Below are 26,334 nucleotides of genomic sequence, written 5' to 3'. Positions count from 1 at the left end.
CGGAAGGCACCCGGAGGCAGGCTTTGCCATCTTTGGAAGAGGTTAGGGAGGTCGTTCTGTTTGCTGGCTGGGGGTAAGCGCTCTCTCCAGGCTAAACGGTTCCGGCCATTTTGCCATGGGGCGTGGCCTCAACTGAAATGTATTTGAATTGTCACGAGGCCTAGTTTTATCGTGTAGTCACGTGAGCATATCTTTAATAGATTGATTAGGTGTGCGAAGGTAGTGTGAATTTTATGAAATCGGCGAAGTTGTTTGTGTAGTCGTTCGCCTTTATGGTGACGTGCTTTAAAAAAGTAAAATTATTCTGGAGACAGTGATGAAGAAGCTAAAGAAGCTCGCTATATGTGTCACGCTTGCGGTGGTTGCATCCGGCGCCTGTGCCAAAGACTGGTCAACGATTCGCTTTGGTGTGGATGCAAGCTACGCACCATTTGAATCGAAGAGCCCTGATGGCAAGGTCGTTGGTTTTGACATCGATCTCGGAAACGAAATCTGCGCGCGCCTGAAGGCGAAATGCGTGTGGGTCGAGAATGATTTTGACGGGCTGATTCCTGCGCTGAAAGCGAAAAAATTTGACGGAGTGCTTTCTTCGATGTCGATTACGCCGCAACGAGCCGAGCAGATTGCGTTCTCGGCGAAGTTGTACAGCACGCCGACGCGCCTCGTCGAAAAAAGGGGTTCAAAGATTCTGCCGACGACCGACTCGCTGAAGGGCAAGTCAGTGGGCGTTGAGCAGGGTACGATCCAGGAAACCTACGCAAAAACTTACTGGGCACCAGCAGGCGTGAATGTGGTGGCGTACCAGAACCAGGACCAGGTCTATGCCGACCTGCTCTCGGGTCGTCTCGACGCTACGCTGCAGGACGCAGTGCAGGCTGATATCGGTTTCCTTAGCACGCCACGTGGTGCAGGATACCAGTACGCTGGCGGCGACATCAGCGATCCGAAGACACTCGGAGAAGGCTCGGGTATAGGGCTGCGCAAGGAGGACGGCGACCTGAAGGCGAAGCTGGATCAGACGATTGCCGACATGCTGAAGGACGGCACATTCAAGAAAATCGAGAAGAAGTATTTCGCATTCGATATCTACGGTAACTGACCTTTCTGCGGCGCGCACGGCTCGTATCGTATCGCGCCGCCTGTCTTTCTGGATACTCTGACATGCTTTTCCAAGGATTTGGTCCGCTGCTGTGGGCCGGCACAGTCGAGACCGTGAAGCTTGCGGTACTGTCGCTCGCGGCGTCGTTTGTGCTGGGTTTGGCTGGCGCTGGCGCAAAATTGTCGTCAAACCGTGTGTGTGCAGCACTCGGCACCTTCTACACGACGCTGATTCGTGCAGTACCCGACCTCGTGCTAATGCTATTGCTGTTCTACGGGATGCAGATTCTGCTGAACAACGCGACCGACTTGGTCGGCTGGGACCAGATTGACATCGACCCATTCGTGGCTGGAGTCGTGACGCTCGGTTTTATCTATGGCGCGTACTTTACGGAAACGTTCCGTGGCGCGTTCCTCGCGGTGCCCCGCGGCCAGCTTGAAGCCGGCTTCGCGTACGGGATGAGCGGCTGGCGCGTATTTCGTCGCATCCTGTTCCCGCAGATGATGCGCTTCGCGCTGCCAGGCATTGGCAACAACTGGCAGGTGCTCGTGAAGGCGACTGCCCTCGTGTCGATCATCGGGCTTGCCGACGTTGTGAAAGCCTCACAGGATGCTGGTAAGACCACGTTGGACTTCTTTTTCTTCACGCTTGTGGCAGGCGCAATCTATCTCGCAATCACGACAGTGTCGAATGTCGTTCTGCACCACCTCGAAAAGCGTTACTCGGTCGGTGTCCGGAGGCTTGCATTGTGATTGGTCTCTTCGGTCAGTACTGGCAGAACTATCTATACACCGATGGCTTCAGATTTAGTGGGCTCGCGATCACGTTGTGGCTGCTTGTTATATCGGTTGTGCTTGGCTTTCTGCTCGCGGTGCCGCTCGCGATTGCGCGAGTGTCGTCCAAGCGCTGGGTATCGGGGCCGGTGTGGCTCTATACATACGTGTTCCGCGGCACGCCGCTCTACGTGCAGCTGCTGATGTGTTACACGGGTATCTACAGCCTGCAGGTCGTGCACGACCACGCGATGCTCGACGCGTTCTTCCGCAATGCGATGAACTGCACGCTGCTAGCGTTCGTGCTCAACGAATGCGCATACGCCACTGAGATCTTCGCCGGGGCGATCAAGTCGACGGCGTCAGGCGAAATCGAAGCCGGCGTCGCGTACGGGATGTCGCGCTTCAAGCTCTATACGCGAATCATCCTGCCGTCCGCGCTGCGCCGCTCGTTGCCGAGCTACAGCAACGAAGTGATCCTGATGCTGCATGCGACGACGCTCGCGTTCACGGCGACCGTACCGGACATCCTCAAGGTCACGCGCGATGTGAATTCCGCAACTTACATGTCGTTCCAGGCCTACGGCCTTGCAGCGGTGCTGTATGCAGCAATTGTATTCATGTTCATCTGGGCGTTCCGTAAGCTGGAAGTACGCTGGCTTGCGTACCTCGCGCCCCGCGGCAAATAGTGAATCTGGAAGGAACTACGTATGTACAAGCTTATCGTTGAGGATCTTCACAAGAAATTCGGTGACAACGAGGTATTGAAGGGCGTCTCCATGAAGGCAAAGGCAGGGGACGTCATCAGTATCATCGGGTCGAGCGGCTCGGGCAAGAGCACGTTTCTCCGTTGCATCAACTTCCTCGAGCAGCCGTGCTCGGGGCAGATCACGATCGGCAGCGAGCCGATCCAGACGACGCACGACAAGCGCAGTGCATTGCGCGTCGCTGACCAGAAGCAGCTGCAGCGGATGCGCACGAAGCTCGCGATGGTCTTCCAGCACTTCAACCTCTGGGCACACATGACGGTGCTCGAGAATGTGATCGAAGCGCCGATGGCCGTGCTCGGGGTCAGCAAGGACGAGGCCGTGGCGCGTGCTCGCAAGTACCTCGAGAAGGTCGGTTTACCGGCACGGGTCGAAGGGATGTATCCAACGCATCTGTCGGGTGGACAGCAGCAGCGGGTTGCGATCGCACGGGCACTCGCGATGGAGCCGGAGGTGATGCTGTTCGACGAGCCGACGTCGGCGCTCGATCCCGAGCTCGTCGGCGAAGTGTTGAAGGTCATGCAGGCGCTAGCCGAGGAAGGTCGGACTATGGTTGTCGTCACGCACGAAATGGGATTCGCACGGAACGTGTCGAATCATGTGATCTTCCTGCATCAGGGGAAGATTGAAGAGGAAGGGCATCCGCAGGAGATTCTTGTCAACCCGAAGAGTGAACGCTTGGGGCAATTTCTGTCTGGCCGTCTGAAATGATATTAAGTCTTGCAGTCCCTGGCTGATACGGGCATGAAAGTGCAGGAGACTTGTACTTTCGTGCATGGCATGCCAGGGGCGTTCGAGAACAATGCTGCTTTTTCCTGGATTTCAGGACTCCTGTTCATGCCCGAAGGAGGTGGCGGAAATGTCACCTCCCTGGCGCGCTCATGGAGGGAGGCAAGCCAGTGGCGCTAGCGAGAAGCGTGGTTTTGCCCCCAGAACATAGGAATTTGCCACGCCTGTATTCCTTTCGACTCCTGGCACGATTGGGGGTACCCCTTCAGTCATGCCGGCGGGTTCTGCATTGTCAGGCCGCCGTCTCCATATTCACGGAGGACTTGTGCAATGACGACCCGATAGCCGTCCAGCCACCGTGCCTGTTTCGACTTTGCTTCGAGGTGCGCTGGATGCTTGATCAATTGCAGCAACGCCTCTTCCGATTCCCAGTAGTAAATGTTCTGAATCAACCCGGCGCCGGGATTTTCCCAGGTTTCCTCGCCAAGATACCCGGGGGTAGTCCGCGCGACTTCGGCAATTTGCTGATCCAGACGATGGAATTCATCGTCATACTGTCCGGCCTTGAAAATGAAAGTAGAAGAAAACATTTTGCTTCCTGGGGAGTGAAAGAATTTAGAACCTGGAGAGTCGTGAGACCAGTCGAGATAACCGGCGTATTGTCAACAGAAAGGGCCGAACGAGCAGGTGGCGAACTCACAGACAGGGAACGGCTCATCCTGTTCCGGCTTCTTCGCGGGATGAGCTGGCATTGCGTCACCAATCTGGAAATTCTCGCGCGCTCTCGGCGCCTGGCCTGCACCACAAATCTTCCTTGCTACTTTTACCGGCGAGCCGGGCGAGGTCAATCTGCAAGCAGACGATCGGCTTGGGCAAAGTTCCATGTAGCCCTCGGTGCGTCCGCCATCTTCCGCGGCTTGGGTTGCGATGCCTCGTGCGCCCGGGTCAGCCGACCGACCAGTTCGCATTCGTATCGCTTGTCATCGCGAATGGTGATGCGTCCGCACGCGTGGACGACCATGTCGTTCCGGGTTGGCATGCTTGTGGAATTCGTACCTGCCGGGATACCAGCTCGGGGCAATACAGGCTTCTCCCGTACGAACGATGACAGAAACCTCGTCGCTGTTCGTGACTTCTTGCCATACCGGGGGTGGCCCGCGCGACATGTGCGTGCGACATACTCAACCCCCTTCTCCCGTCTTCAGTCCAAAGGGAAGGTGGCAGGCGTCCAACCCGTGCTTCCGTTGTGTATTCAGCATGCCAAAAGGAGACGGATGCTCCGAGATTTGTGCATGCCGAATTTCGGGGCAAGATTCGTTGGAAATGGGCTGATATGTACATGTTGACGTTACCAGGTGGACAGGTATCGACGATCGCTGATTCGTATTCCGTTCGATCGTATTCTGGGGAAAAACTGGTTTGTACCAAAGAGCCAGTGTCAAACATTTTCATCGGACCAGATTCATAGTAGTTGCGACCCGAATCGCTGCCCTATGCTCGACCAGCATGCCGGACCGCACAGTGAGCATCTTGCGCCCTGACGATTGCTCCGGTCGGGTCGGTTTGACGTGTTTCTTGCGGCAGAGGGGCGTGAGAAATGGTGGTCGCACAATACCCTTCTGCAGTTATCGGTGAATGAAATCAGCTAACAACGATAGGCAGGTCTTTGCAGGGGGCACGCTGAATGGTCGGTGCCCGCCACCACCCCGTCGGACGCGACGCCCGGATGTGGGTGGTGGGCAGCTGGATCTGCGGCGTCGACCACGATTGCCATGATGCTAGCATAGTTCAATATATTGTTCTATAATGGATTGTATATTGAACTGTCGATGTGTCGCATGGTGGCCTGCGCTTGGGTCACGACGCGCACGCGGCAGCTGCTCAACGAGCGAACGTCGAGGGTGCTGCGTTGGTAAGCATCAAGTGGTTTCGGGTTGTTGGGGGGGAGGGTCAATGAAGCGTGTTCTCGACAAGGTAGATGACAGGATCCTCGCACAGCTAGCCGAAAATGCCCGGCTGTCTCATAACGATATTGCTATCACAGTCAACCTGTCGCGCAATGCCGTGCGTTTGCGAATCGAGAGGCTGGAGCGGGATGGCTTCATTCGTGGATACACGATAAGGAAAGGGGCAGCAACGCCGGAGTCAGAGCCTATTCGGGCGTTGATGTTCGTTTACCGCAAGGACCGTATGCGCGGAGGCGATGTGCTGAGGTATGTGCGATCCGTGCGAGAGGTGGTCACTTGCGACGTCATGAGTGGCGACATCGATATTGTCCTGCATGTCGAGGCAGCGAGTGTTGACCGGATTCACAAATTATGGGACGAAATATCTGCTCTTCCCGAGGTTCTTAACACCGTCACGTCCTTTGTTCTAACCCGCGCGAAGGATGCTCCACAAGCATCCTGGCCATGCTCGCGTGCGGACGAGGCAATGTGAACGTTCGCGAGCAATTTGCTCGCTATTTTGGTCAAGCTGCCATATTGGGAATGGCAGTCACGTTCGATAACATTTTCGTCATCTTTCCACCAGGACGAAGGTACTGAAATGAGCGTGTACAAGGTTGCATTGATCGGGTTTGGGGGCGTGAACCGGGCGCTTGCGCAGCTTGCGGCGGATAACAACGCCAAGTGGAAACGCGAGCTGGGGTTCCAGTTGAAGATCGTTGGTGTCAGTGACTTGCATCTGGGTTCCGTTGTTTGCCCGGATGGTCTTGACTTGCAGGCGCTGCGCGAACTCTCTACGGAGAAAGGGGCATTGGGGAAGCTGCCCGGCGGTAACGCAGAGGCGGCGACTGAAGAAGTCATTGAGGCTTCCGGGGCAGACATTGTGGCCGAAGCAACGTTCACCAACGCAGTCAATGGTGAGCCCGCCTCTTCATATTGTCGCCTTGCGCTCAGCAAGGGTATCAGCGTGGTCACCACCAACAAGGGACCCGTGGCATTTCACGCCGAGGCATTGAAGCGTGAAGCTGCGGCCAAAGGTGTGTATTTCGAGTACGAAGGCGCTGTCATGAGTGGGACGCCAGTTATTCGCCTCGCAAAGGAGTTGCTCGCTGGGTCGGAATTGAAGGGATTCGAAGGGATTCTCAATGGGACTTCGAATTTTGTGCTGACGAATATGGAATCTGGCCTGAGTTTCGCGGAAGCAGTTGAGAAGGCGCAACGTCTGGGCTTTGCAGAGGCAGACCCGACTGCCGATATTGAGGGGCACGACGTTCGCCTGAAGGTTGTGATTCTGGCCAATGAACTGCTTGGTGCAAAACTCAAGCCTGCAGATGTACCCTGCAAAGGCATCAGTGGCCTGACGCTGCAGAGCATTCAGGACGCCGCAGCGGCGAATGCGCGGTGGAAGCTGATCGGCAGCGCATCCAGGATGGCTGACGGTACCGTGCGAGCGAGCGTGGAGCCGAAATTGCTGCCACTGGAGAATTCGTTGGCTGGAGTCGGTGACGCCATCAATGCGGTGACGTTCACGACAGGGCTGTTGGGAGATGTGACTGTTCGAGGTCCGGGGGCTGGACGAGTGGAGACCGCGTATGCGACGCTCGCGGACATCATCGGCATCCACAAAGCGAAATCTGCACAGGGGAAACAGGCATGAACAACGTTACGTTTCCCGTCTCAGCGTTGCACAACGTCATCGCGGTCAATAACCCATTTGATGGTAGTCAGGTTGGGTCCGTGGTGAACATGCCTGCAGACAGCGCAGATTCGCTGATCAAGATCGCCCGGGATAGTGCACGGGTGTCTCGAAGGCTGCCGCGTCACGAGCGTGCTCGCATTCTGGAGACCTGTGCAGTTCTGGTTGAACGCGACAGGGAGGCGTTCGCCGGTCTCATCGTGGCGGAGGCCGGTAAGACTCTGAAGCAGGCGCAGAAAGAGGTCCTTCGCTGCGTCAATACACTTAAACTGTCGGCCGACGAAGCGCGTCATAACAGCGGTGAAGTGGTGCCGTTTGATTCGTACACGGGATCGGAGAACCGTCAAGGGTGGTTCACTCGCGAGCCCCTTGGCGTGATTGTGGCAATCACGCCGTATAACGACCCACTTAATCTCGTCGCCCACAAACTCGGACCGGCCATTGCTGGCGGCAACTCGATCGTGCTCAAACCGTCCGAGTTGGCGCCGTTGTCTGCGATCAAGCTGGTGGATTACCTGAATATCGCGGGTCTGCCGGACGGTGTCGTTTCGATTGCAACCGGTGGGGCCGCACTCGGCGAAGCTCTTGTGTCCGCAAGAGACGTCCGGATGATTTCGTTCACCGGTGGATTTGTGACGGGTGAGAAGATCGCACGCTGTGCTGGTTTGAAGAAGCTCGCAATGGATCTCGGCGGCAATGCCCCGGTGATCGTGATGGACGACTGCGACCTCGAGGATGCAGTTGAATCGTGTGTATCCGGCGCATACTGGGCCGCCGGTCAGAACTGCATCGGTACACAACGCATTCTGATTCACGCACGAATCTACGATGCATTCAAGGAGCGCTTCGTTGCGCTTACCCGAGGCCTGAAACTGGGTAACCCGGCATTGCCGGACACTGACGTCGGTCCGATGATCACGGCTCAGGCTGCACGGCGCACCGAGGGCGTTGTCAACGATGCGATTCGTCAGGGCGCGAAATTGCTGTGCGGCAACGTGCGTGACGACTCGGTGTACAGCCCGACGATTCTCGAAGATGTGAGTTTCCAATGCGATCTCTGGACTCAGGAGATTTTCAGCCCGGTGGTTGTTCTTCAGAAAATCAACACCATTGAAGAAGCGCTGGAATTGGCGAATCGTCCTGAATACAGCCTGCACGCAGGCATCTTCACAAAGGATCTGGAAATTGCGTTGAAGGCGGCTGACACGCTCGAAGCCGGGGGCGTCATGATCAACGATTCGTCAGACTATCGTTTTGACGCGATGCCGTTCGGCGGTTTCAAGTACGGAAGCCTTGGGCGCGAAGGTGTCCGGTTTGCGTATGAAGACATGACGCAACCGAAGGTGGTCTGTATTCGCAGGACAGGGGGTTGATTCGGGGCCGCGGGCCTTGCACAGGGCCCGCGTTCTACAGTGAATCGTTTTGCTTGCGCGGGTACGCGGCTGGTAGCTCCGTTCAGATCCGCAGACATGGCGGAGGGACTGCGTCTGTGACTTCGCATACATGTGTTCCTCGTTCGCGCGCTGAAATCGGTCATCCGGTGGGTTCAAACAGTCCTCCTGGGAGCGACGCCAGGGCTGCCGGGAAACAATGAACCCGCGGCGACTGCGTGCAAACTGTCGCGCAATCCGGAGCGGGTTGCTTATGGGAGCAGACGCATCTCTCGCGACGACGACGGTAACAGTGGATGGTTTGTCGTCGACGTCCAGCCGGGACGTTTCAATCGCGTCGGTCCCCGCGTACGGCGCAGCCGTCCAGGTCTTCGGCGGGTACCTGGTGCCCATACGAATCAAGGCCATTGCAAGGGGCGAATGGCGGGGCAGCAGGACTGCCGGAACGCATCGTGCGTGTGGTGCGCACGCATTGGCATCAAATGACCAACCCGGGAAATCCTTTCCCATTCATTGTGTAACAGGTGGAACATGTCGACCAGCAACAAGCAGCAACGCCCGGACAAGGGGGATCTGTCGACCCTCTCGTTTGCGACCCAGGCAGTTCATGGTGGCAATGTCGCAGATGCGACGACTGGCGCGGTTCGTACGCCGATTGTGATGGCCAATTCGTATCTTCTGCCGGAGGATCCATCGACGATGGACTGGTCGAGTCCGGATGGCCTGACCTACACGCGAAACGCCGGGCACAATCAGGTTTGTCTTGAGAAAAAGCTCGCAGCGATGGAGCATGGCGAAGAAGCGGCAGTTTTTGCGACCGGTGTTGCGGCACTGCACGCTATCTTTTTCACCTTTCTCAAGAGTGGCGATCATGTCGTGCTCGGCGATGTGACATACGAGGCGGTATGGCGGTTGTTTGCGGAACTGCTCCCTGAGCGGTATGGGATCGAGGCGACATTTGTCGACATGGGCGATCTCGCCGCCGTACAGGCGGCAATGCGCGCGAATACAAAACTCGTCCATACCGAGACCATCGCCAACCCGACAACGAAGGTCGCGGACATTGCCGCTGTGGCGGAGATAGCGCACCGCGGCGGGGCGATGCTGTCAGTTGATGCCACATTTACGCCGGCGCCGATGTACCGCGCAGTTGAGCATGGGGCCGACTTCGTCGTCCACTCGCTTACCAAGTACATTAACGGTCACGGCGATGCAATGGGCGGCGCGGTGATCGGACGATCGGAACTGGTTCGCGAACTGAAGCACAACGCGCTGGTTGACCTTGGCGCTACGATCTCCCCATTTAACGCCTGGCTGATCATGCGGGGCTCCGTCACGTTGCCATTGCGTTTTGAACGCCAGCTGGCGTCGGCAAAGAAGGTCGCTGCCTACCTGGATGCCGATCCGCGCATTGCCTATGTCCTGTTCCCGGGGCTGCCGTCACATCCGCAGCACGAGGTCGCGGTACGCCAGTTTGGTGGTTCGAACTTTGGCGCCATGATGGCGTTCGCTGTCGAAGGCGGGCCGGACATCCAGAACCGCTTCGTGTCGAATCTTCGTGTGATTACCTCTGCCGTGTCCCTCGGACACGATGAGACGCTCATTGTCCATGTCGGCGCGGATGGACGAGGCGGGGCAGAAAATTATCCCAGGGAGTTCCAGAAATACGGCCATCTGCGTCTGTCTGTCGGGCTGGAGGACCCGGATGATCTTGTGGCAGACATTGCGGCCGCGCTGGATGCGACGTTTGCTTCGTAGTCGCGCTGCTTGTCATGGTGCCCCGCCATTTGTTGTGTCGGCGTAAAGGCGGGGCGAATCCCTGACGTCTCACTGTAACTGGCGCCCCTGTGCCTGATCCCGGATTTGGGGACACCTCGTTTTGAACGGAGCACTCTCTTTGCATTGGTTTCTTCTCGTTATCGCTGGCCTGCTCGAAGTAGCCTGGGCCACAGGTCTTAAACTTTCCGAAGGGTTCACGCATTTCTGGCCCTCCGTGTTCACTATCGCGGCTGCGCTTGGCAGCTTCTGGCTCCTTGCTTTAGTCATGCGTCAATTGCCACTTGGCACTGCGTATGCGGTGTGGACTGGCATCGGTGCGGTGGGCGCGTTCGTGCTTGGCATCTTCATGATGGGCGAGGCAGCGAGTCTTGCGCGGGTGGCGAGTGCTACGTTGATCGTACTCGGAATTGTCGGACTCAAGCTGACTTCGGGTGCGTAACACGTTCGTTGCCACATAGCGACCGTTAAGGCTGTGGTGGGGCGTGATCAAGGCGCCCGAGAACACCTTGATCGCACGCATTGATGGGCATTGACTGTCATTAGCAGGCCACAGGAGTACAGGCACATCTTCAGAAAGGAGGAACCAGTCACCATGGGTGTAAGCGAACTGCTATTCAGGATGCTGCGCTATCAGGCGTGGGCGAACGGAGAAGTTCTGGAAGCGATGAAGGGACTTGATGCCGGGCGTCATGCCGAGGAGCGCTCCCTTGCCCTTCGACTGATGAACCATTGTCTCGTGGTGAACAGGATCTTTGCCGCCCATCTTGCTGGGGGCGATCATGGCTTTTCTTCAGCCAATACCGCCGGGACTCCGGAGCTGGGGGAATTGCGTACAGAACTGGCGATCGTTGACCGCTGGTATCTCGACTATATAAAGACAGTCGCGCCGGCACTACTGGATCAATCCGTTCCGTTTGTGTTTACGGACGGCGATAACGGGTATATGACACGTGAGGAGATGCTGACTCACGTTGTCACCCATGGCGGTTATCACCGAGGCGAAGTAGGGCGGCTTATGATTCAGGCGTCTACGAGATCCGGGCAGGATATCGCGTTGCCGTGGGACACGTACGCTGTTTATCTCCACAGAAGCGAACCCGTACGTCGGCGGCAGGGCACGTGAGGCGACGGGCCTCTTCGTCTGACTCGATGCCAACTGGCGACTGCCACCATATGGACGTGCAATTTCCGGCAGACTTACACGAATGCGTTGCAGCGATCGATCAGCAACGCCTTGACGGCATCTACGCTCGATGGCAATACCACGTAGCGCCTCGGAAGCTGCTCCAGGCCCGCAAGCGACGGTGGGCATACCGCATCGCAACCGGTCGCTTCGCGGATCATGTCGGCGAATTTAACTGGCAGGGCAGTTTCGAGCACGATTGTGTGTACTCCTGGGGTCAGTCTTTCGGACGCGACTTTCAGACCATCGGCAGTGTGTGGATCGATCGTGACAGAATAGTGCCGCGAGGCGTTTTGAATGGTCGCGACGCGCTCGGCGTGTGTGCTCTTTCCGGACACGAAGCCAAATTCAGCGATCCGGGCATACTCCTCGGGCGTCACGCTGAAGCGCCCGTGGCGTCCCAGTTCTGCGCTGAATAGCTGGCGAGTGCGCGTGGCATTTCTGCCCGACAGATCGAAGATAAACCGTTCAAGATTAGACGCTTTCGAGATGTCCATTGAAGGGCTGGAGGTCTCGAAGGTTTCATGATTCTTGCGCACACGATAGTCGCCAGTTCTGAAGAACTCATCGAGTACGTCGTTTTCATTTGTCGCGAGAATGAGCTTCCCGATCGGTAGCCCCATCATGCGAGCCACATGGCCGGCACAGATGTTTCCGAAGTTGCCTGAAGGCACCGCGAAACTCACGCGCTCGTGGTTGCTCCCTGTTGCCTGCAGGTAGCCGGCGAAGTAGTAGACTACCTGTGCGAGCAGACGCGCCCAGTTGATTGAATTGACGGTGCCGACGCGGTACCGATGCTTGAATTCCAGGTCAGCGGACACCGCCTTGACAATGTCCTGGCAGTCGTCGAACACGCCCTCGATGGCGATGTTGTGGATGTTGGGGTCCTGCAGGCTGTACATCTGGGCCTGCTGGAAAGCGCTCATGCGTCCATGCGGGCTGAGCATGAAAACGCGGATTGCCTTTTTGCCACGCATCGCGTATTCGGCTGCGCTCCCGGTGTCGCCCGAGGTGGCACCGAGGATGTTAAGGGTCTCGCGACGGCGTTGCAGCTCATATTCGAACAGGTTGCCCAGCAACTGCATCGCCATGTCCTTGAAGGCGAGCGTGGGACCATTTGAGAGCTTCTGCAGCGAAAGGCCTTCGCCCAGTGGTTTCAACGGAACGATTTCGGGCGAACCGAATATCTCGACGGTGTACGTCTTTTCAACGATCCGGCGAAGGTCTCCAGGCGGGATGTCGTCTATATAGAGCGACAGGATCTGGAATGCAAGGTCCGGATACGATAGACCACGCCATTTCTGCAAGGTGCCTTCGTCAATCCTTGGATAGAAAGCCGGCATGTACAGTCCGCCGTCGGGAGCCAGGCCTTCCAGCAGGATTTCGCAGAAGCGCCGCTCGTTGCTGCCGCCTCTGGTAGAAATGTATCTCATGATGGTTCTCTATGGGATGGGGATTTCGCTTGAACGGATGGAATTGTCTCTTCCCGCCACCGCGAAGTAAAATTAAAAGTAATATGGATAAACATCAGGATTTCTGATGCGTGAATTCAACCTTGACCATCTGCGCACGCTCCTGGCAGTGGTGGACCTGGGGTCCTTTTCGGGCGCCTCGTCCGCGCTGAATCTGGCGCAACCAACGATTTCGCTGCATCTCAAGGAGCTCGAATCCAGGCTCAAGGTGCGGCTCGTTGAGCGGGGCAGGCGAGGCGTGGCAGTGACGCCTGCGGGTACGATTCTCGTCGCGTACGCACGGGAACTGCTCGGGATCGCTGACAAAGCCATCGATGCCATCCGGGATTACCGGGATGGGGCGGTCGGTGTGGTGAGGATCGGGGCTTCGGCGGGCCTGATTGCGCATCATATGCCTGCAGTGCTCCAGCAGATCGCGGCGCGTAGCCCCGCAGTACGTGTCGAACTGACCGTCACGACGACGGCGATGGCGATGGAGAGGCTACTCGGCGGGCAGTTGGACCTCGCGCTCGTCGGTAGCGCGAAGCGGCAAGCTGGTCTGACGTTCACGCGTTGGAGTGCAGATCCTCTCGTTGCATACCTGCCCGCCAGCTGGTTGATTCCGCGGCGTGTCACGCCCGCGTGGCTACAGGGTCAGCCATTGCTCATGAACGAACCGGGAAGCGCGCTTCATCACCAGACCCTGCAATGGTTCGCTGGCTCCGGATTCCTGCCACGGGCGCTGATCACGCTGAACAACGGAGAAGCACTCAAAAGTCTGGTTGCTGCGGGTTATGGGGCAGCGATCCTGCCGCGTGAGTCGGCAACGCAAGGGATATCTGCGGACATTCAGATTTGCGATATCTCGCCTCCTATGAAGCGACACACGTTCCTCGTATATAAGACCTCGCGATCTACGCCCGAGCCGCTGAAGATGGTGATTGACGTTCTGCGTGCGTGCGGCAGATCTCCTGCCTGACACACCCAGGCGGTGCCCGCAGGGACGCATTGCACTCCGGGCGGTCCCCGCAGACAGAATTTCGTCGCTTTGTTCCTTTCGCGCATTTACTTGCGATGAGGAGCGCGTCGAACCTGGCGTTACCGCCTCAAGAACAAGGGATACGTGTGCGCGGTGCCGAAATTGCCGCGCACCAGCGCTCCTCAGCTTCGCCGTACGAGTGTGCGAGGTATTGTCGGCTCCTGAGCTTCGCCTTGCCTGTAGCACAATAAGGACAAGGCGCCCAGCGAGAGGAAGATGACCATATAATGCGCTGGCATCATGATGTCGCCAGTCTTGTCGACGAGCCAGGTCAGGATGAACGGCGAAAATCCCCCGAGTAGGGCGGCGGTCAGGTTATACGTGAGAGACATGCCAGTCGACCGCACTCCTGTGGGGAACAGATCGGCCGCGGTGGCTGCAAAGGGACCCAGGACTGCAGCCATAATGATGGCAAACACCAGTTCCATTGCCAATAAGCTGGCAAGACCGGGAGCGTGGGTAAGCCACATGAATGCGGGATAGACCAGGGCAATAAACAGCACCAACGCATACCCCATTACTCTTCTTCGACCGACTTTGTCGGACAGGTGGCCAAAGAATGGCACAAAGAGCATCCGGACTGGCATTGTGGCCGCAAGCACAATAAACGGTGTGTTGATGGGAAGTCGGAGCGTGTGGACGGCATATATCGGTAGATAACCAACCAGCACATATACCATCACATTGGTGGCGCCGCCGAGCGCGAAAGAAATCAGCATCGCGGTCGGATAGTTTGTTAAAAGCTCCCGAAAGGGGACCGAAGGTTGCTTTTGAGCTTCTTCAAATTCTTCAGACTCGTCAATATTCCGGCGAATCCAGTAGCCGACCGGTCCGATGACAAGGCCAACGATAAAGGGAAGTCGCCACGCCCAGTGAGACAACGACTCCGTGGTAAACCAACTCGTAAGCATGGCCGCAGCGAGGGTTGCCAGGAACGAACCAATGGCTTGCGCAAACATCTGCCAACTGCCATAGAACCCCTTTCGGTCTTTCGGTGCAAGCTCAACGAGTAACGCCGTCGCGCTACCAAACTCGCCACCCGCCGAAATGCCCTGAAGAATACGTGAAATGACAACAATGACTGGTGCCCAAATCCCCGCCTGCTGATATGTCGGCGCGAAGGCAAGCATCGCCGTTGAAATAAACATCAGCAGGATAATGAACGAAAGCGCAGCCTTCCTTCCTCGCCGGTCCGCGTACATGCCAATCCAGATGCCTGCCAGCGGGCGAAATATGAAGCCGACACCAAAGGTTGCCGTGGTCAGGAGAATCGATGTCAACGGGTTATCGCTTGGGAAGAACTGTTTGGCGATGAGGACCGAGAGGTATCCAAAAATCAGGAAGTCATACCACTCTAACGCATTGCCAATCGTCGAGCCGATGACTGTCTTCCATGGGGATCTTTTCCGATTATTCACAATGTTCTTCCTTAGTATGCCTATTTATTGGGAGTGGTTCTGTAGTTGTCTTTATGGCGTACGGGAAGCTGTCTCCTCCCACCTCCTCGCCATTATTTATGGTGTTATCTACGTTTTAGTCATGGCAAAGCTTGTTCATGGCGATTGCCCTTATTCACCGGCCTTGAGCAACAAACCATCTTCGGGCGAGCAGATTCCAGAATCTGGGGCCGATTGACAGATTCGTGTCATTAAAATCATAGTCGGCACTATGCAGAGAGATGCCACCGCCACCGAACGGTCCGTTCCCTATGAACCCATACGCGCCGGGCACCTCCTGGAGCATGAAACTGAAATCTTCGGCTGTCATCGCCGGGGGAACATCCAGATGGGTATTTATATCTCCAACTATCTCCATCATCACTTGCCCCATCAACTCTGCTGCTTTGGGTTCATTGTCTGTGCAGGGATATCCAGAATAAAGCATGACCTCCGCTTCGGCTTCATGAGCCTTGGCGATATTGCGGGCGATTCGCTCTACGCCTTGATGCAAGGTTCTTGCAGTTTCGTCTCCTAGTGTCCGGCAGGTTCCATGGATGATGGCCTTTTCGGGAATGATGTTGAAGCTGGAGCCGGCCTCAATCCGACCAACGGTGAGAACAGCGCTTTCGAGAGGATTGGTGCGGCGTGACACCAGTACTTGCAGTTGTTCAACAATGGCGCAGGCAACAGGCACTGGGTCGATGGTGAGGTGGGGCTGAGCGGCGTGGCCTCCCCGGCCGGTCACCTGAATCTCGAAGCGTCTTGCTGCAGCCATAATCGGTCCAGGTCGGGCGCCCATTTGACCGACTGGCATGTCAGGCCAGTTGTGAAGCGCGAAAACGGCGTCACAGGGAAACTCTTTAAAAAGTCCCTCGTCAATCATTCTCTGTGCGCCGGCGCCGCCTTCCTCGCCAGGTTGGAAAATTAAATGGACCGTGCCGTCAAATGACCTGTCGCGAGCAAGCAATTCGGCGGCTCCGAGCAGCATGGCAACGTGGCCGTCATGACCACAAGCATGCATCTTTCCGGCGCACGAACTCGCGTGCGCGAATGTGTTTTCTTCGTGAATCGGGAGCGCATCCATGTCGGCTCGTAGACCGATCGTCGCTCCTGGATTGTGGAGACCACGGCCAGCGCCAAAAATGGAAGCGACGACTCCGGTCCCCGCCAGACCAACCCTCACAGGGATGTGAAGCGCCTGAAGAAATGACACAATCGTGCGTGAGGTGCGATTCTCTTCGAACTTCAACTCCGGGTTGGCATGCAAATCCTGACGCAGATTGATGAGTCTCGTGAGGTTCAGGCCATCCGCGAGTATGGTTGCACCATTTTCTTCTAGTTCTGATTGCATAATTTTCTCAAATATCTGTTGGAGCTGCATTGCAGACGCCGCTGCGTTGAGCGGCGCTTTGTTCCGGGAGGAGATTACTGTTCACCCTGGAGCGCTTGCTCCAGATCGGCAATCAGGTCCTGGACGTCTTCGAGACCGACCGAAAGACGAATCATCTCGCGCGACACGCCTCTTGCCAGCTGTGTTTCGGGCTTAATCTTTTTGCGAGCTTCGATCAGTGCTGCCGGATGTGTGATAAGCGACTCGGTGTCCCCGAGGCTCAGGGCACACGTGATGATTTCCAGGCGGTTCATCATGCGTCGTGCGCCTTCGTAACCGCTCTTTAGCTCGAATGAAATGATGCCCGTGCCGGCCGACATCTGCTGCTGTGCGAGTTCGTATTGCGGGCTTCGAGGCAGAAATGGATAGCACACGCTTTTCACTGCGGGGTGCGCCGTCAGCATTTCGGCAACTTCGAGAGCGTTGTCTCCGTGTTGCCGCATTCGCACCTTCAAAGTCTTGAGCCCCCGAAGAATCAGAAAAGCACTCATTGGTGAAATCACGCCCCCGGTCATATATCGGAGACCGGCTGCCCGAATTTCGGCTATCGTGTCGGCATCCCCGACTACCGCTCCTCCAAGCACGTCGCCGTGCCCATTGATATATTTGGTCAGGGAGTGAATGACGATGTCTGCGCCGAGTTTCAACGGCGTCTGGAGTGCCGGCGATGCGAACGTGGAGTCGATAATGACCTTCGCATCAGATGCATGCGCGACGGAGGCCACCCTCGCGATGTCGATAAGCTCGCCGGTGGGATTCACTGGACTTTCGAAGTAGATAAACTTTGTCTTCGACGAAACGGCTTGCTGCAACTCCAGCGTATTGCTCACGTCGACCTTTCTTACCGAAATGCCAAAGCGTACTAACTCCCCAAAGAACATTGACGCTGTGGAGTAAATTGTGTGATGACAGACAATTTCATCTCCAGACTGGAGAAACGTCCACAGTGTCGAAGTGATTGCAGCCATACCGGAACCCACGACCAAAGCGGCACCTGCTCCTTCCAGGGACGCGATTCGGGTTTCGAGCAGGGCTTGAGTCGGGTTGTGCTGGCGACCGTAGACATAGCGGTCGCTTTCGCCGGCGAACACCGCCTCGGCTGCTGCCGCATCCTCAAACGCATAGGTGGATGTCATGTACACGGGCGCATTCAGCGAGCCGTGTGAACTTTGAGGGTCGTATCCGTCATGGATTGCCTTGGTGGAGAATCCGCGCGCTTTACTGGTGGGGATGGATTTCATCAGCAGGTTCTAAAATAAGTTTCTGGGATTTCGAAGGCCGCGAGCAGGTCAATCTTGCGTTTCACGGAACTCGCGGCGCTTCTTCCCCGCGCAAGGGAAAGAAGAGGGTGACCTGTCTCCATAAGTCTGATAATTCGCTCCATATGCCTGTCTGAACTCCGAAGTGCATCCGGCGGTCAGTCGCCGGAATCAGATACAGGATGACTGGGCACGCGTCCAAACGGGGGAAGACAAAGGGGCGAACTGGCCTGAACTGTCGCTTCGAGCAGTGGCCCCACATCTGCCCGGGCAGGCAGGTCAACACATCAGCACATGTCTTAACCGTTATCTATCGCCGATAGTGTTCACCAGTATCGACAGACATTGTTGAATTTCCTATGGCGAGAAACTCATACCTGTTATGAAGACTGTGAGCTGGCGGGGAGACTACTATTGCAACTCGTTCGGATGAGCGTGAATCGCGCGACATAGCTTAAGGACAGTGATTTCAGTGCGCTCTTCTTGCCAATATTACCTTCTGCGAGAACAGTATGAATCTGCGGGAAAAGCAGTACTTTGACGAGCGGGCAACCCGGGAAATGAAGGAGCATCTCAAGGGTGCCAGCCGGAGCCTCCAGGAAACCCTGGCAAATGCTTGCAGGATTCTTGCTATGACCGGCCAGGAGGCAGGTCTTGCCGGGCAAATTAGCGCTCGTTCAGAACGCCCCGGCGCATATTGGACGCTGCGCTTCGGCTTGGGCTTCGACGAGGCATCTGCGGATGACTTCATCGAGGTCGACAAGGACCTTCATACCTTGTCTGGCGAAGGTATGGCGAACCCGGCCACTCGTTTCCATCTTTGGGTGTATGAATCTCGCCCTGACATCCAGAGCATCATCCACACTCATTCGCCGTACGTTTCGGCATTGGTTGCGGCCCGACAGCCGCTGGTTGTCTCGCAAATGGATATGACGCCGTTTCATAATGACTGTGCCTTTCTCGCGGACTGGCCAGGAGTGCCTATCGCTGACCAGGAAGGCGTCATTATCTCGGAAGCCCTGGGTAAGAATCGCTCAATTCTGCTTGCCCACCATGGTCAACTGACAAGTGGGAACTGCGTGGAGGAAGCTACGTACCTTTCCGTGTACCTCGAGCGGGCAGCCCGTATGCAGCTCCGGGCGCAGGTGTTTGGCCCGACGACTCCACTTTCGGACGAGCTGGCAAGTGAGGCCCACGACTATTTGCTCAAGCCGTCTATCGTCAAAGGCACGTTCGACTACTGGTGCCGGCAAGCCGATAAGTTGTATCGCTGATTTGCCGGTTCGGGACGACATTCCGGAAGAAAGCGGAACGCTTCGTGATAGGATCAACAAAGAGCTTATTCGCCTGGCAAACGGCCCATCATTCAGCTATGAATGTGTGGTGTCCCGCCGGTCGATGCGCAGCGCTTCCCTATCTGAGGCCAGCCAGCAATTCTGGCCATGGGGCTGTGACTCGACCGTAACGGTTGTTATCACACCCCTTGATGAAATTCCTCGACCATCAACTCCGGCTCTTCCTCGCGATTGCCAAAGCGCGTTCGCTTTCAGCGGCAGCCGAAGCTCTTGACCTCACGCAATCGAGTCTAAGCAAGCAGCTCAGCACGCTGGAGTCCTACATTGGGCATCCTCTGTTTGACCGTCATGGTCGAGGCGTTGCACTGACCGATGCCGGGTCGAAGCTGCAAGATGTCGCCCGCCCGGCTTATGAGCTCATCGACAACTGCGTGTCTCAAATGCGTGAGGAGCAGGGCGTTACTGAGGGAACGCTGCGGGTAGCGACTATACATACCCTTAGCTATTATTTCGTCGCGCACGTCCTTGCCAAGTTCATGGGGCAACGCCCCAAGGTCAACATGACACTTCTCGGGAGAAGCTCGCCAGAAGTGGTCGAGCTTGTTGAGACGGGGAAGGCCGACCTTGGATTTGTCTACGACACTGCAGTGGCGTCCGACGCGGTCGACATTGTTCCACTGTTTGATGAGGAGATGTGCCTGGTCGTACATCGCTCCTCCCCTTTGGCCTTGTTGGAGAGCATCTCCCTTTGCGAAAACGATGTGCCATTGATTGTGTTCCCACCCAATTATGCGCTGCGCCGCATGTTGTCGGGCAGTGTTAAAAACCTCCAGGTGGCCGCAGAGGTGGACACCGTGGATGCGATGCTGCGGTTGGCCTCCCTGACATCCGGACAGTGCGTTCTACCGTCCAGGATGCCGACAAAATTGCTTGACGAATACGACCTTCGGCGTGTCAGCATCGAAAATCCCAAGCTTTCCCGCCGCATTGTGGTTATCACGCGGCGCGGGCGCACACCATCCACTCTCTGTACATTGGTTCTGGATATTGCCAAAAGCATCCTTAGCTAGCTCAATCCCCTTTCATATCTGCTATGAAAGAACTTGCATGGCTTGCTGCCAGTGGATTGCGCATACTTCGTTCAAGCCGGCACTCTGGCGCTCAGTGCATTTGATGGAAATGCAGGAAGTACGCCAAAGGTATAAAAACTCGGCCTCGTCTGCATGAGTGTATCCCGCTCGGAACGGCGTTCGCCGCGTTTGATATCCGCTACCGCAACATACAGCAAAGGCGCCGTCGGTGAACCTCCTGGGCGCCGGTGCGATACTCCCTGAGGTCATCGCCGCTGCAGCAGTTCTGGAGTCGAAGTGGAATATATCGGCAACAGTGTGGATTGCTACCAGCTTCAGCGAACTGCAGCGGGAAGGATTGTCTATCGAGCGGCGGAACCGACTGGGCGGAAAGTCAGTCGCCTACGTCACGGGCGCCCTGAATAATGGCGCGCAGGTCACCGTTGCTGCAACGGATTATGTTCGCGCGGTGCCGGAGCTGGTACGTGCATTTGTACCCGGCCGCTACGTAACCCTGGGTACAGACGGTTTTGGTCGCAGCGACACCCGGCGCGCGCTTCGGTCGTTCTTCGAGGTTGACCGTGATTCCCTAGTACTTGCAACGGCTCACGCGCTTCACGCTGAAGGCAAGCTGGACGATGTCGTCATGACTCAAGTAATTCAGGCTTGTGGTCGGACTGACGTAACCCCCGACCCGTGGACCGTCTGAGAGCAGGAGGCATGCGCTCGCATGGGGTTGGCTGTAGCATGCAGCGGGCCGAAACCAAAGCAACACCCGGCAGGGACAGTATCTGCGCATCCGGTTCAAATGCGTCCTCTGCCATCCCGAAAGTTGCGATCGGCGGGTGGCGGCACAAAACTCTCTCTTCGGTGTTTGATTAAGGAGATTTTCAATGTACGACACATTCGGTCTGGACAAAGACGAGTTGGTCAGGCGTTCCACGGCTCAGATGGACCATGCGCTCGAGGACAGCGATTTCACCCTTGAGCAGAAACTGGCTTTGACGTGCCGCATCCTGTATGACGCTGGACACGACTCAGGCCTATCGGGGCAGATCACTGCGCGGGCGCAGGAGCGGGGAACGTACTACACGCAGCGCCTGGGCCTCGGCTTCAACGAAATTTCCACGAGAAACCTACTCCTTGTCAACGAGGACCTGAACGTTCTACGTGGCGATGGCATGGCTAACCCTGCTAACCGGTTTCATTCCTGGGTGTATCGCGCCAGACCGGACGTCCAGTGCATCATTCACACACATGCCATTTACACGTCGTCGTTGAGTATGCTCGAGCTGCCGCTGGAGGTGGCTCACATGGACAACTGTATCCTGTACGACGATGTAGCGTTTGCGCGGAACTGGCCTGGTATTCCGGTAGGCAATGAGGAGGGCGAATTCATCACGGCGGCTTTGGGTGGCAAGCATGCGCTATTGCTTTCGCATCATGGTCTTCTGGTGGCCGCGCGGACCGTTGAGGAAGCATGCGTCCTTTCCATGGCGATAGAGCGTACCGCGAGGATGCAGCTTATTGCGATGGGCGCTGGCAAGATTCGACCGCTCGACCCAGTGCTTGGACGCGAGGCTCGGGATTGGATAAATCGTCCCAAACGCAATCATGTCGCATTTTCTTACTATGCCCGTTGCGCGTTGCATCGCCATGCCGACTGTTTATAGCCGGAAGAGAACGCCTGCGGATCTGCGGTCTTTCTCCCTTTCCTCGAAGGTCTAACGAGGCCCTGCCTCAGACCGACGAGTGGCATGGGTGGCTGCGTCGCTTGGGGGGGTGTAAGGTGACTCCCGTCGAGCAGGCTGGTCCAGGCCCAGAGATGTACGAGCTCGAAGTTCAATGGGGTTCGAAGAACTCCGTGGACAACGGGAGCCAGACATGACGCTATCACGAAGTATGTACGATGTGTTACCGACGACACCTACGTGATCGCGCGCGGCTTCATTACGTCCTTTTTCCTTCAGACGCTGAGTGTCGCAATCTGCTGGGTAGCAGACGCCATGGCTCGCTCCCGCTCCTCCGGTCCGATGTTAAGGCTTGTTGATTGAACGGGGCGGCATTCCAGACGATGATTGCAGCGGTATGTATGATTCCGAGAGCGGATAGGTTGAACTGACCGTTGCAAATGCGATGTATCAAAGTTTTTTGGCCCTCGGTGTTCACAATCGTAACTGCGCTTAGTAGCTTCTGGCTCCTTGCACTAGCCGTGCGTCAATTGTCGCTTGGCACTGCGTACGCGGTATGGACTGGCATCGGCGCCGTGGGCGCATTTGTACTCGGCATCTTCGTAATGGGCGAAGCGGCAAGTATTGCGCGCGTGGCGAGTGCTACGTTGATCGTGCTCGGAATTGTCGGACTCAAGCTGACTTCCGGGGCGTAGCACATACGCGGTGTCGGCCTTGAGATGCCACAACGTGCGCATACTAGGCCGGCGTTGCCGGTCTCGTGATCCATCAACACCCAATCGCAATTTCGCGGTCCATCGCCTCATATATCGTTTCACCGAGCTTAGCCCAAATCCGTCCGGTTTTTGAGAGAAGCTCTGTTCATCGCACTACTACGACGCGAACACTTTAATGTGACAACGCCGATACGCGCAGAGAAGGCAATGCGGTCTGCTGAACGCGTGCAGTAGTGCATCTCGAACGAGGTGCCGGGACTCCCCAGGCGCTCGGCCATGATCAGTGCGGCTATCCGGTAGCTATCCGCTAGTGCGCTCGTAGATCGGCACTTCGGTTGCGTAGACGAAGAACGATTGACGGGGGCAGTAGAATGCGGTGGCGGCATCGGCATTGATCGAAAGCAGCGCGCGCTCGTAGACACGGAACGCACTCACTGACGAGACGTCGTCGAACCAGAGGCTGGCCACGCCTTCGTAAATCGGTACGTCCTTCGCGTTGAAATACGCGAGCATTGCATTGAAGTCAGGAACCTGCCGGTTGTGCACACACCTGCGCAGTGCAGCCGCGGCAACCGGCTCCGCGTCCAGTGCGCGCTGATGCGCCACCGCCCAGCGTTCGAAGAGTTCTGGCAGCGCCAGTCCCTCGGCCGCACGCAGGTAATGCAGTACCTTCGCGCCGCAAGCTCGGGACGGTTGGGCGACCGGTTGCTCGGCCTCCTCCGCTGCGAGACTCAGCGACAGGCTCATGTCGGCGAAATTCGCGGCGTCGGGTCCGACTTTCGTACGCACGTGCTCATGCGCAAAGGTAATGCCCATATCCTCGGGACTGTCCCAGTAAAGCTCGGTGATCCAGTCGCGCGCGACAGCGACTGTATGCGTTCGCTCGGCGGCCGATCCGAAGGCGGCATCAAAAATATGGTTCTGTACGTAGCGCCGAAGCGTCACCGGGTTTTCGTTCGAGATCGCGCCGTGCACGTGCTGCACATACGCTACATACTCGGCATGTGTCATGCCGGGACGACGGCAGATGGCAGATGGCAGCCATCATCTTGATCATCACAGATCTCCTACAGAAGTTTCATTCAGCGTCCAGCTCACGAAATGTCGAGCCCGTCCCAGCAAAGATACTTGACCTCAAGGAACTCATCGATGCCAAGATGCGAACCTTCACGTCCAAGGCCACTCTGCTTCACGCCTCCAAACGGTGCAACCTCGTTAGAGATCAGACCGCAGTTGATACCAACCATGCCTGATTCGATGCGTGCGGCATTGCGCCAGATGCGTGCCGCATCGCGACTATACAGGTAGGCGGCGAGGCCATACTCGGTGTCATTGGCCATCGCAACAGCTTCATCGTCCGTATCGAAACGGAACAGCGGCGCCACCGGACCGAACGTCTCCTCACGCGCAATTAGCATCGCCGGCGTGACGTCTGCCAGCACGGTGGGTTCAAAGAAACCGCCGCTGAGGGCGTGCCGTTTCCCCCCGTGCAGCAGCCGGGCGCCTCTACTCAGCGCATCGGCTATGTGCTCTTCGACTTTCAGCACGGCCGCGTCGTCGATCAACGGACCGAGCTGCACATCGGGCTCCAGGCCGTTCCCCACGCGCAGGCGCGCAACACGCTCAACGATGCGCTCGGAGAGCGCGTCGTAAATGCCTGCCTGCACCAGCACGCGGTTCGCGCTGATGCAGGCCTGGCCAGTGTTGCGGAATTTCGCCGCCACTACACCGTCGGCAGCGGCATCGAGGTCCGCATCGTCGAAGATAATGAAGGGGGCGTTGCCGCCAAGCTCCATCGAACATTTCTTCACGGTCTGCGCCGATTGTGCAAGCAGCACGCGGCCAACTTCGGTGGAACCGGTGAACGTTAGCTTTCGTACGATCGGATTGGCCGTTAGTTCGCCACCGATCGCACGCGTATCGTTGCCGGTGATTACGCTGAACGCACCAGGTGGAACGCCGGCGCGTTGCGCCAGTTCAGCGAGCGCGAGTGCCGTCATCGGGGTCTGGCTTGCAGGCTTGACCACCATCGTGCAGCCGGCGGCAAGTGCCGGGCCGGCCTTGCGCGTGATCATCGCCACCGGAAAGTTCCACGGCGTGATGGCGGCGCATACGCCGATCGGTTCGCGCAACGCGACAATGCGCTGCGTTTCCTTGACACCCGGGAGCACGTCGCCGCGCACGCGTGTTGCCTCCTCGGCGAACCAGCGCAGGAACGATGCGGCGTAGTCCACTTCGCCGCGCGCTTCGGCCAGAGGCTTGCCTTCCTCAAGGGTGATCAGCGTGGCGAGGTCCTCGCGGTGTTCTACCATCAACTCATACCAGCGGCGCAGAACTTCGCCACGATGCTTCGCAGTGGCGCGGCGCCATGAGACAAAGGCTTTCCGTGCTGCGTCGATTGCGCGTCGCACCTCTGCTTCCTGGCAACGCGGTAGTTCGACAAGCACCGAGCGGTCCGCCGGGTTGCGCACTGCGTACCGGCCGTGCGGCGTCTCACCCAGCCATTCGCCAGCGATGAAAGCGGCTTCGCGCCACAGGGCTGCGTCCTTCAGTAGATGTCTCATCGACGTATTCCTTAGCAGGGGAAGCGGCCTGTGATGAACGCTGAATCCGGGTCCGAGGTGACGGACAGCCCCGAGCCTGCCAGGCCCTGGCGCAAGGTCTTCATCAGGCGGTCGGGCACGCGCATCGCCGGCGCGCGCAGCGGGCCGCCGTTGAAGCCGGCCAGCCAGTCCTGATACTTCCACATGGTGCGGTTGAGCACGCCCGTACCGCCTGCATAGCTCTGCGCAGCAGCGCCGTTGGCATTGCGCGCGGGGTTGACGCTCCAGTACAGCGCCATGGCATCTTCCCATCGACCGCTGCGCGCCAGTTCGAAGGCCTTCGGGTAGTAGTCGCCCATCCACGCGGTATTGCTGGTGCCGGAGAACTGGAGTTTCATCAGGCTCATCAGCGGGATCGCATCGCCTTCGATCGGGCAACTGATCACCACCTCGTCGCGGAAGTGGTGGTACATCTCGCAGATGCCGGCCGGCAACGGGAAACCCTGCTCCGACTTGATCGCAACGATGTTGGGGCAGTCGTTCAGAAGACGGCGCACCAGCTGCACCTGCATGCCCGCCGGGTGCACGCGCTCGAAACCCCACAGCGGTATCGGAAACAGCATCACCGCCAGATCGGTCGCATCGCAGAAGGTCTTCGTGTAATCGTAGATTTCCTGCTCCGTTGTCGGCCAGAACTGCGGCGGGTACGACAACAGGACGATGTCCGCGCCGGCTTTCTCCGCCAGTTTCACCGCTTCGATATTCTCGGCAAGCGTGCCGAACGCCGCATGAAAGAACAGGCCGAGCCGGTCGGCCGCGCTCTCGCGTGCCCAAGCGGTGAACTGCGCGTTTTCCTCGGGCGTGATTGCGACTTCGCTGCATAGCAGCGTGTAGCGAAAGCCAAATTCGATCGCCAGTTCGATGTCGTGGCGGATGCCGCGTTCATTGAGGCGCTTCAGATCGGCGCTGTAGCTGGGAATCGTGACAGCCGAGCAACCCGTCAGATGTTCCTTTGCCCACGCGCGGGCATCGGTCTTCCTGTATGTAGGCATGAGAATGGATCCTTCGATTGATGTGG

General features: G+C 57.3%; 23 protein-coding genes and 2 pseudogenes. 16 read left to right on the top strand and 9 right to left on the bottom strand.

Annotation, left to right across the window (positions count from 1 at the left end; genetic code table 11):
- Positions 1 to 316: 316 nt before the first annotated feature.
- The 4 genes from P3T25_RS39335 (at position 317) to P3T25_RS39320 (ending at position 3,350) form a co-directional block, all read left to right on the top strand.
- Positions 317 to 1,099 (top strand): ABC transporter substrate-binding protein, encoded by a 783-nt coding sequence (locus P3T25_RS39335; protein WP_429362562.1) that lies wholly within the window; start codon positions 317 to 319, stop codon positions 1,097 to 1,099.
- Between the two features lie 62 nt (positions 1,100 to 1,161).
- The gene (locus P3T25_RS39330; protein ID WP_429362560.1) at positions 1,162 to 1,851 is read left to right on the top strand and encodes an ABC transporter permease; all 690 of its coding nucleotides are present in this window, start codon (positions 1,162 to 1,164) and stop codon (positions 1,849 to 1,851) included.
- The gene (locus tag P3T25_RS39325) at positions 1,848 to 2,561 is read left to right on the top strand and encodes an ABC transporter permease (RefSeq protein ID WP_429362558.1); all 714 of its coding nucleotides are present in this window, start codon (positions 1,848 to 1,850) and stop codon (positions 2,559 to 2,561) included. The genes P3T25_RS39330 and P3T25_RS39325 overlap by 4 nt, the downstream gene beginning before the upstream one ends.
- A 21-nt stretch (positions 2,562 to 2,582) precedes the next feature.
- Positions 2,583 to 3,350: an ABC transporter ATP-binding protein gene (locus tag P3T25_RS39320; RefSeq protein ID WP_429362556.1), complete on the top strand. Its 768-nt coding sequence runs from the start codon at positions 2,583 to 2,585 to the stop codon at positions 3,348 to 3,350.
- A gap of 287 nt (positions 3,351 to 3,637) precedes the next feature.
- On the opposite strand, the gene P3T25_RS39315 is transcribed toward P3T25_RS39320, so the two are convergent.
- Both P3T25_RS39315 and P3T25_RS39310 read right to left on the bottom strand, forming a co-directional pair.
- Positions 3,638 to 3,958 (bottom strand): antibiotic biosynthesis monooxygenase family protein, encoded by a 321-nt coding sequence (locus P3T25_RS39315; protein WP_429362554.1) that lies wholly within the window; start codon positions 3,956 to 3,958, stop codon positions 3,638 to 3,640.
- A 72-nt stretch (positions 3,959 to 4,030) separates the two neighbouring features.
- Positions 4,031 to 4,709, bottom strand: a pseudogene (locus P3T25_RS39310) (FMN-binding negative transcriptional regulator).
- Between the two features lie 612 nt (positions 4,710 to 5,321).
- Between P3T25_RS39310 and P3T25_RS39305 the strand changes: the two are divergent.
- The 6 genes from P3T25_RS39305 (at position 5,322) to P3T25_RS39280 (ending at position 11,303) form a co-directional block, all read left to right on the top strand.
- The gene (locus P3T25_RS39305) at positions 5,322 to 5,807 is read left to right on the top strand and encodes an Lrp/AsnC family transcriptional regulator (protein WP_429362552.1); all 486 of its coding nucleotides are present in this window, start codon (positions 5,322 to 5,324) and stop codon (positions 5,805 to 5,807) included.
- Between the two features lie 15 nt (positions 5,808 to 5,822).
- Entirely contained in the window at positions 5,823 to 6,971 is a 1,149-nt protein-coding gene (locus P3T25_RS39300; protein WP_429362550.1) for a homoserine dehydrogenase, read from the top strand.
- Entirely contained in the window at positions 6,968 to 8,383 is a 1,416-nt protein-coding gene (locus P3T25_RS39295) for an aldehyde dehydrogenase family protein (protein WP_429362548.1), read from the top strand. Before P3T25_RS39300 ends, P3T25_RS39295 begins: the two co-directional genes overlap by 4 nt.
- A 549-nt stretch (positions 8,384 to 8,932) precedes the next feature.
- Complete coding sequence (locus tag P3T25_RS39290; protein WP_429362546.1) at positions 8,933 to 10,159, top strand: trans-sulfuration enzyme family protein; 1,227 nt, start codon at positions 8,933 to 8,935, stop codon at positions 10,157 to 10,159.
- Positions 10,160 to 10,298: 139 nt separating this feature from the next.
- On the top strand, positions 10,299 to 10,619 hold the full coding sequence (gene sugE, locus P3T25_RS39285) for a quaternary ammonium compound efflux SMR transporter SugE (RefSeq protein ID WP_429362544.1): 321 nt from the start codon (positions 10,299 to 10,301) through the stop codon (positions 10,617 to 10,619).
- Between the two features lie 153 nt (positions 10,620 to 10,772).
- Positions 10,773 to 11,303, top strand: a complete 531-nt coding sequence (locus P3T25_RS39280; RefSeq protein WP_429362542.1) for a DinB family protein — start codon at positions 10,773 to 10,775, stop codon at positions 11,301 to 11,303.
- Positions 11,304 to 11,377: 74 nt separating this feature from the next.
- On the opposite strand, the gene thrC is transcribed toward P3T25_RS39280, so the two are convergent.
- Entirely contained in the window at positions 11,378 to 12,796 is a 1,419-nt protein-coding gene (gene thrC / locus P3T25_RS39275; protein WP_429362540.1) for a threonine synthase, read from the bottom strand.
- 106 nt (positions 12,797 to 12,902) lie between these two features.
- On the opposite strand from thrC, the gene P3T25_RS39270 reads away from it, so the two are divergent.
- Positions 12,903 to 13,793: a LysR family transcriptional regulator gene (locus P3T25_RS39270; protein WP_429362538.1), complete on the top strand. Its 891-nt coding sequence runs from the start codon at positions 12,903 to 12,905 to the stop codon at positions 13,791 to 13,793.
- A gap of 182 nt (positions 13,794 to 13,975) precedes the next feature.
- Here P3T25_RS39270 and P3T25_RS39265 read toward each other — a convergent pair whose 3' ends face one another.
- From P3T25_RS39265 to P3T25_RS39255, 3 genes are all read right to left on the bottom strand, one after another.
- Positions 13,976 to 15,271, bottom strand: a complete 1,296-nt coding sequence (locus P3T25_RS39265) for an MFS transporter (RefSeq protein ID WP_429362536.1) — start codon at positions 15,269 to 15,271, stop codon at positions 13,976 to 13,978.
- Between the two features lie 154 nt (positions 15,272 to 15,425).
- On the bottom strand, positions 15,426 to 16,643 hold the full coding sequence (locus P3T25_RS39260; protein WP_429362607.1) for an amidohydrolase: 1,218 nt from the start codon (positions 16,641 to 16,643) through the stop codon (positions 15,426 to 15,428).
- Positions 16,644 to 16,717: 74 nt separating this feature from the next.
- Entirely contained in the window at positions 16,718 to 17,923 is a 1,206-nt protein-coding gene (locus P3T25_RS39255; RefSeq protein WP_429362534.1) for a trans-sulfuration enzyme family protein, read from the bottom strand.
- Between the two features lie 530 nt (positions 17,924 to 18,453).
- Here P3T25_RS39255 and P3T25_RS39250 point away from each other — a divergent pair.
- From P3T25_RS39250 to P3T25_RS39230, 5 genes and pseudogenes are all read left to right on the top strand, one after another.
- A complete protein-coding gene (locus P3T25_RS39250; protein ID WP_429362532.1) occupies positions 18,454 to 19,215 on the top strand; it encodes an aldolase in 762 nt (253 codons plus the stop codon).
- A 212-nt stretch (positions 19,216 to 19,427) separates the two neighbouring features.
- The gene (locus P3T25_RS39245; protein WP_429362530.1) at positions 19,428 to 20,306 is read left to right on the top strand and encodes a LysR family transcriptional regulator; all 879 of its coding nucleotides are present in this window, start codon (positions 19,428 to 19,430) and stop codon (positions 20,304 to 20,306) included.
- A 229-nt stretch (positions 20,307 to 20,535) separates the two neighbouring features.
- Positions 20,536 to 21,015: a transketolase-like TK C-terminal-containing protein gene (locus tag P3T25_RS39240; RefSeq protein ID WP_429362528.1), complete on the top strand. Its 480-nt coding sequence runs from the start codon at positions 20,536 to 20,538 to the stop codon at positions 21,013 to 21,015.
- A gap of 184 nt (positions 21,016 to 21,199) precedes the next feature.
- Complete coding sequence (locus tag P3T25_RS39235; RefSeq protein WP_429362526.1) at positions 21,200 to 21,979, top strand: aldolase; 780 nt, start codon at positions 21,200 to 21,202, stop codon at positions 21,977 to 21,979.
- Positions 21,980 to 22,461: 482 nt separating this feature from the next.
- Positions 22,462 to 22,692 (top strand): annotated as a pseudogene (locus P3T25_RS39230) (DMT family transporter); the annotation flags it as partial.
- Between the two features lie 321 nt (positions 22,693 to 23,013).
- On the opposite strand, the gene P3T25_RS39225 reads toward P3T25_RS39230, so the two are convergent.
- From P3T25_RS39225 to P3T25_RS39215, 3 genes are all read right to left on the bottom strand, one after another.
- Positions 23,014 to 23,724: an EthD domain-containing protein gene (locus P3T25_RS39225; protein ID WP_429362524.1), complete on the bottom strand. Its 711-nt coding sequence runs from the start codon at positions 23,722 to 23,724 to the stop codon at positions 23,014 to 23,016.
- Between the two features lie 83 nt (positions 23,725 to 23,807).
- Entirely contained in the window at positions 23,808 to 25,277 is a 1,470-nt protein-coding gene (locus tag P3T25_RS39220) for an NAD-dependent succinate-semialdehyde dehydrogenase (protein ID WP_429362522.1), read from the bottom strand.
- An 11-nt stretch (positions 25,278 to 25,288) separates the two neighbouring features.
- On the bottom strand, positions 25,289 to 26,308 hold the full coding sequence (locus tag P3T25_RS39215; protein WP_429362520.1) for a dihydrodipicolinate synthase family protein: 1,020 nt from the start codon (positions 26,306 to 26,308) through the stop codon (positions 25,289 to 25,291).
- Positions 26,309 to 26,334: the final 26 nt, after the last annotated feature.

This window comes from Paraburkholderia sp. GAS32, from assembly GCF_050434225.1.
GTDB classification, from domain to species: domain Bacteria; phylum Pseudomonadota; class Gammaproteobacteria; order Burkholderiales; family Burkholderiaceae; genus Paraburkholderia; species Paraburkholderia madseniana.
The sequence above is the reverse complement of the archived record's forward strand: the minus strand, read 5'-3'. Positions and strand labels throughout refer to the sequence as shown.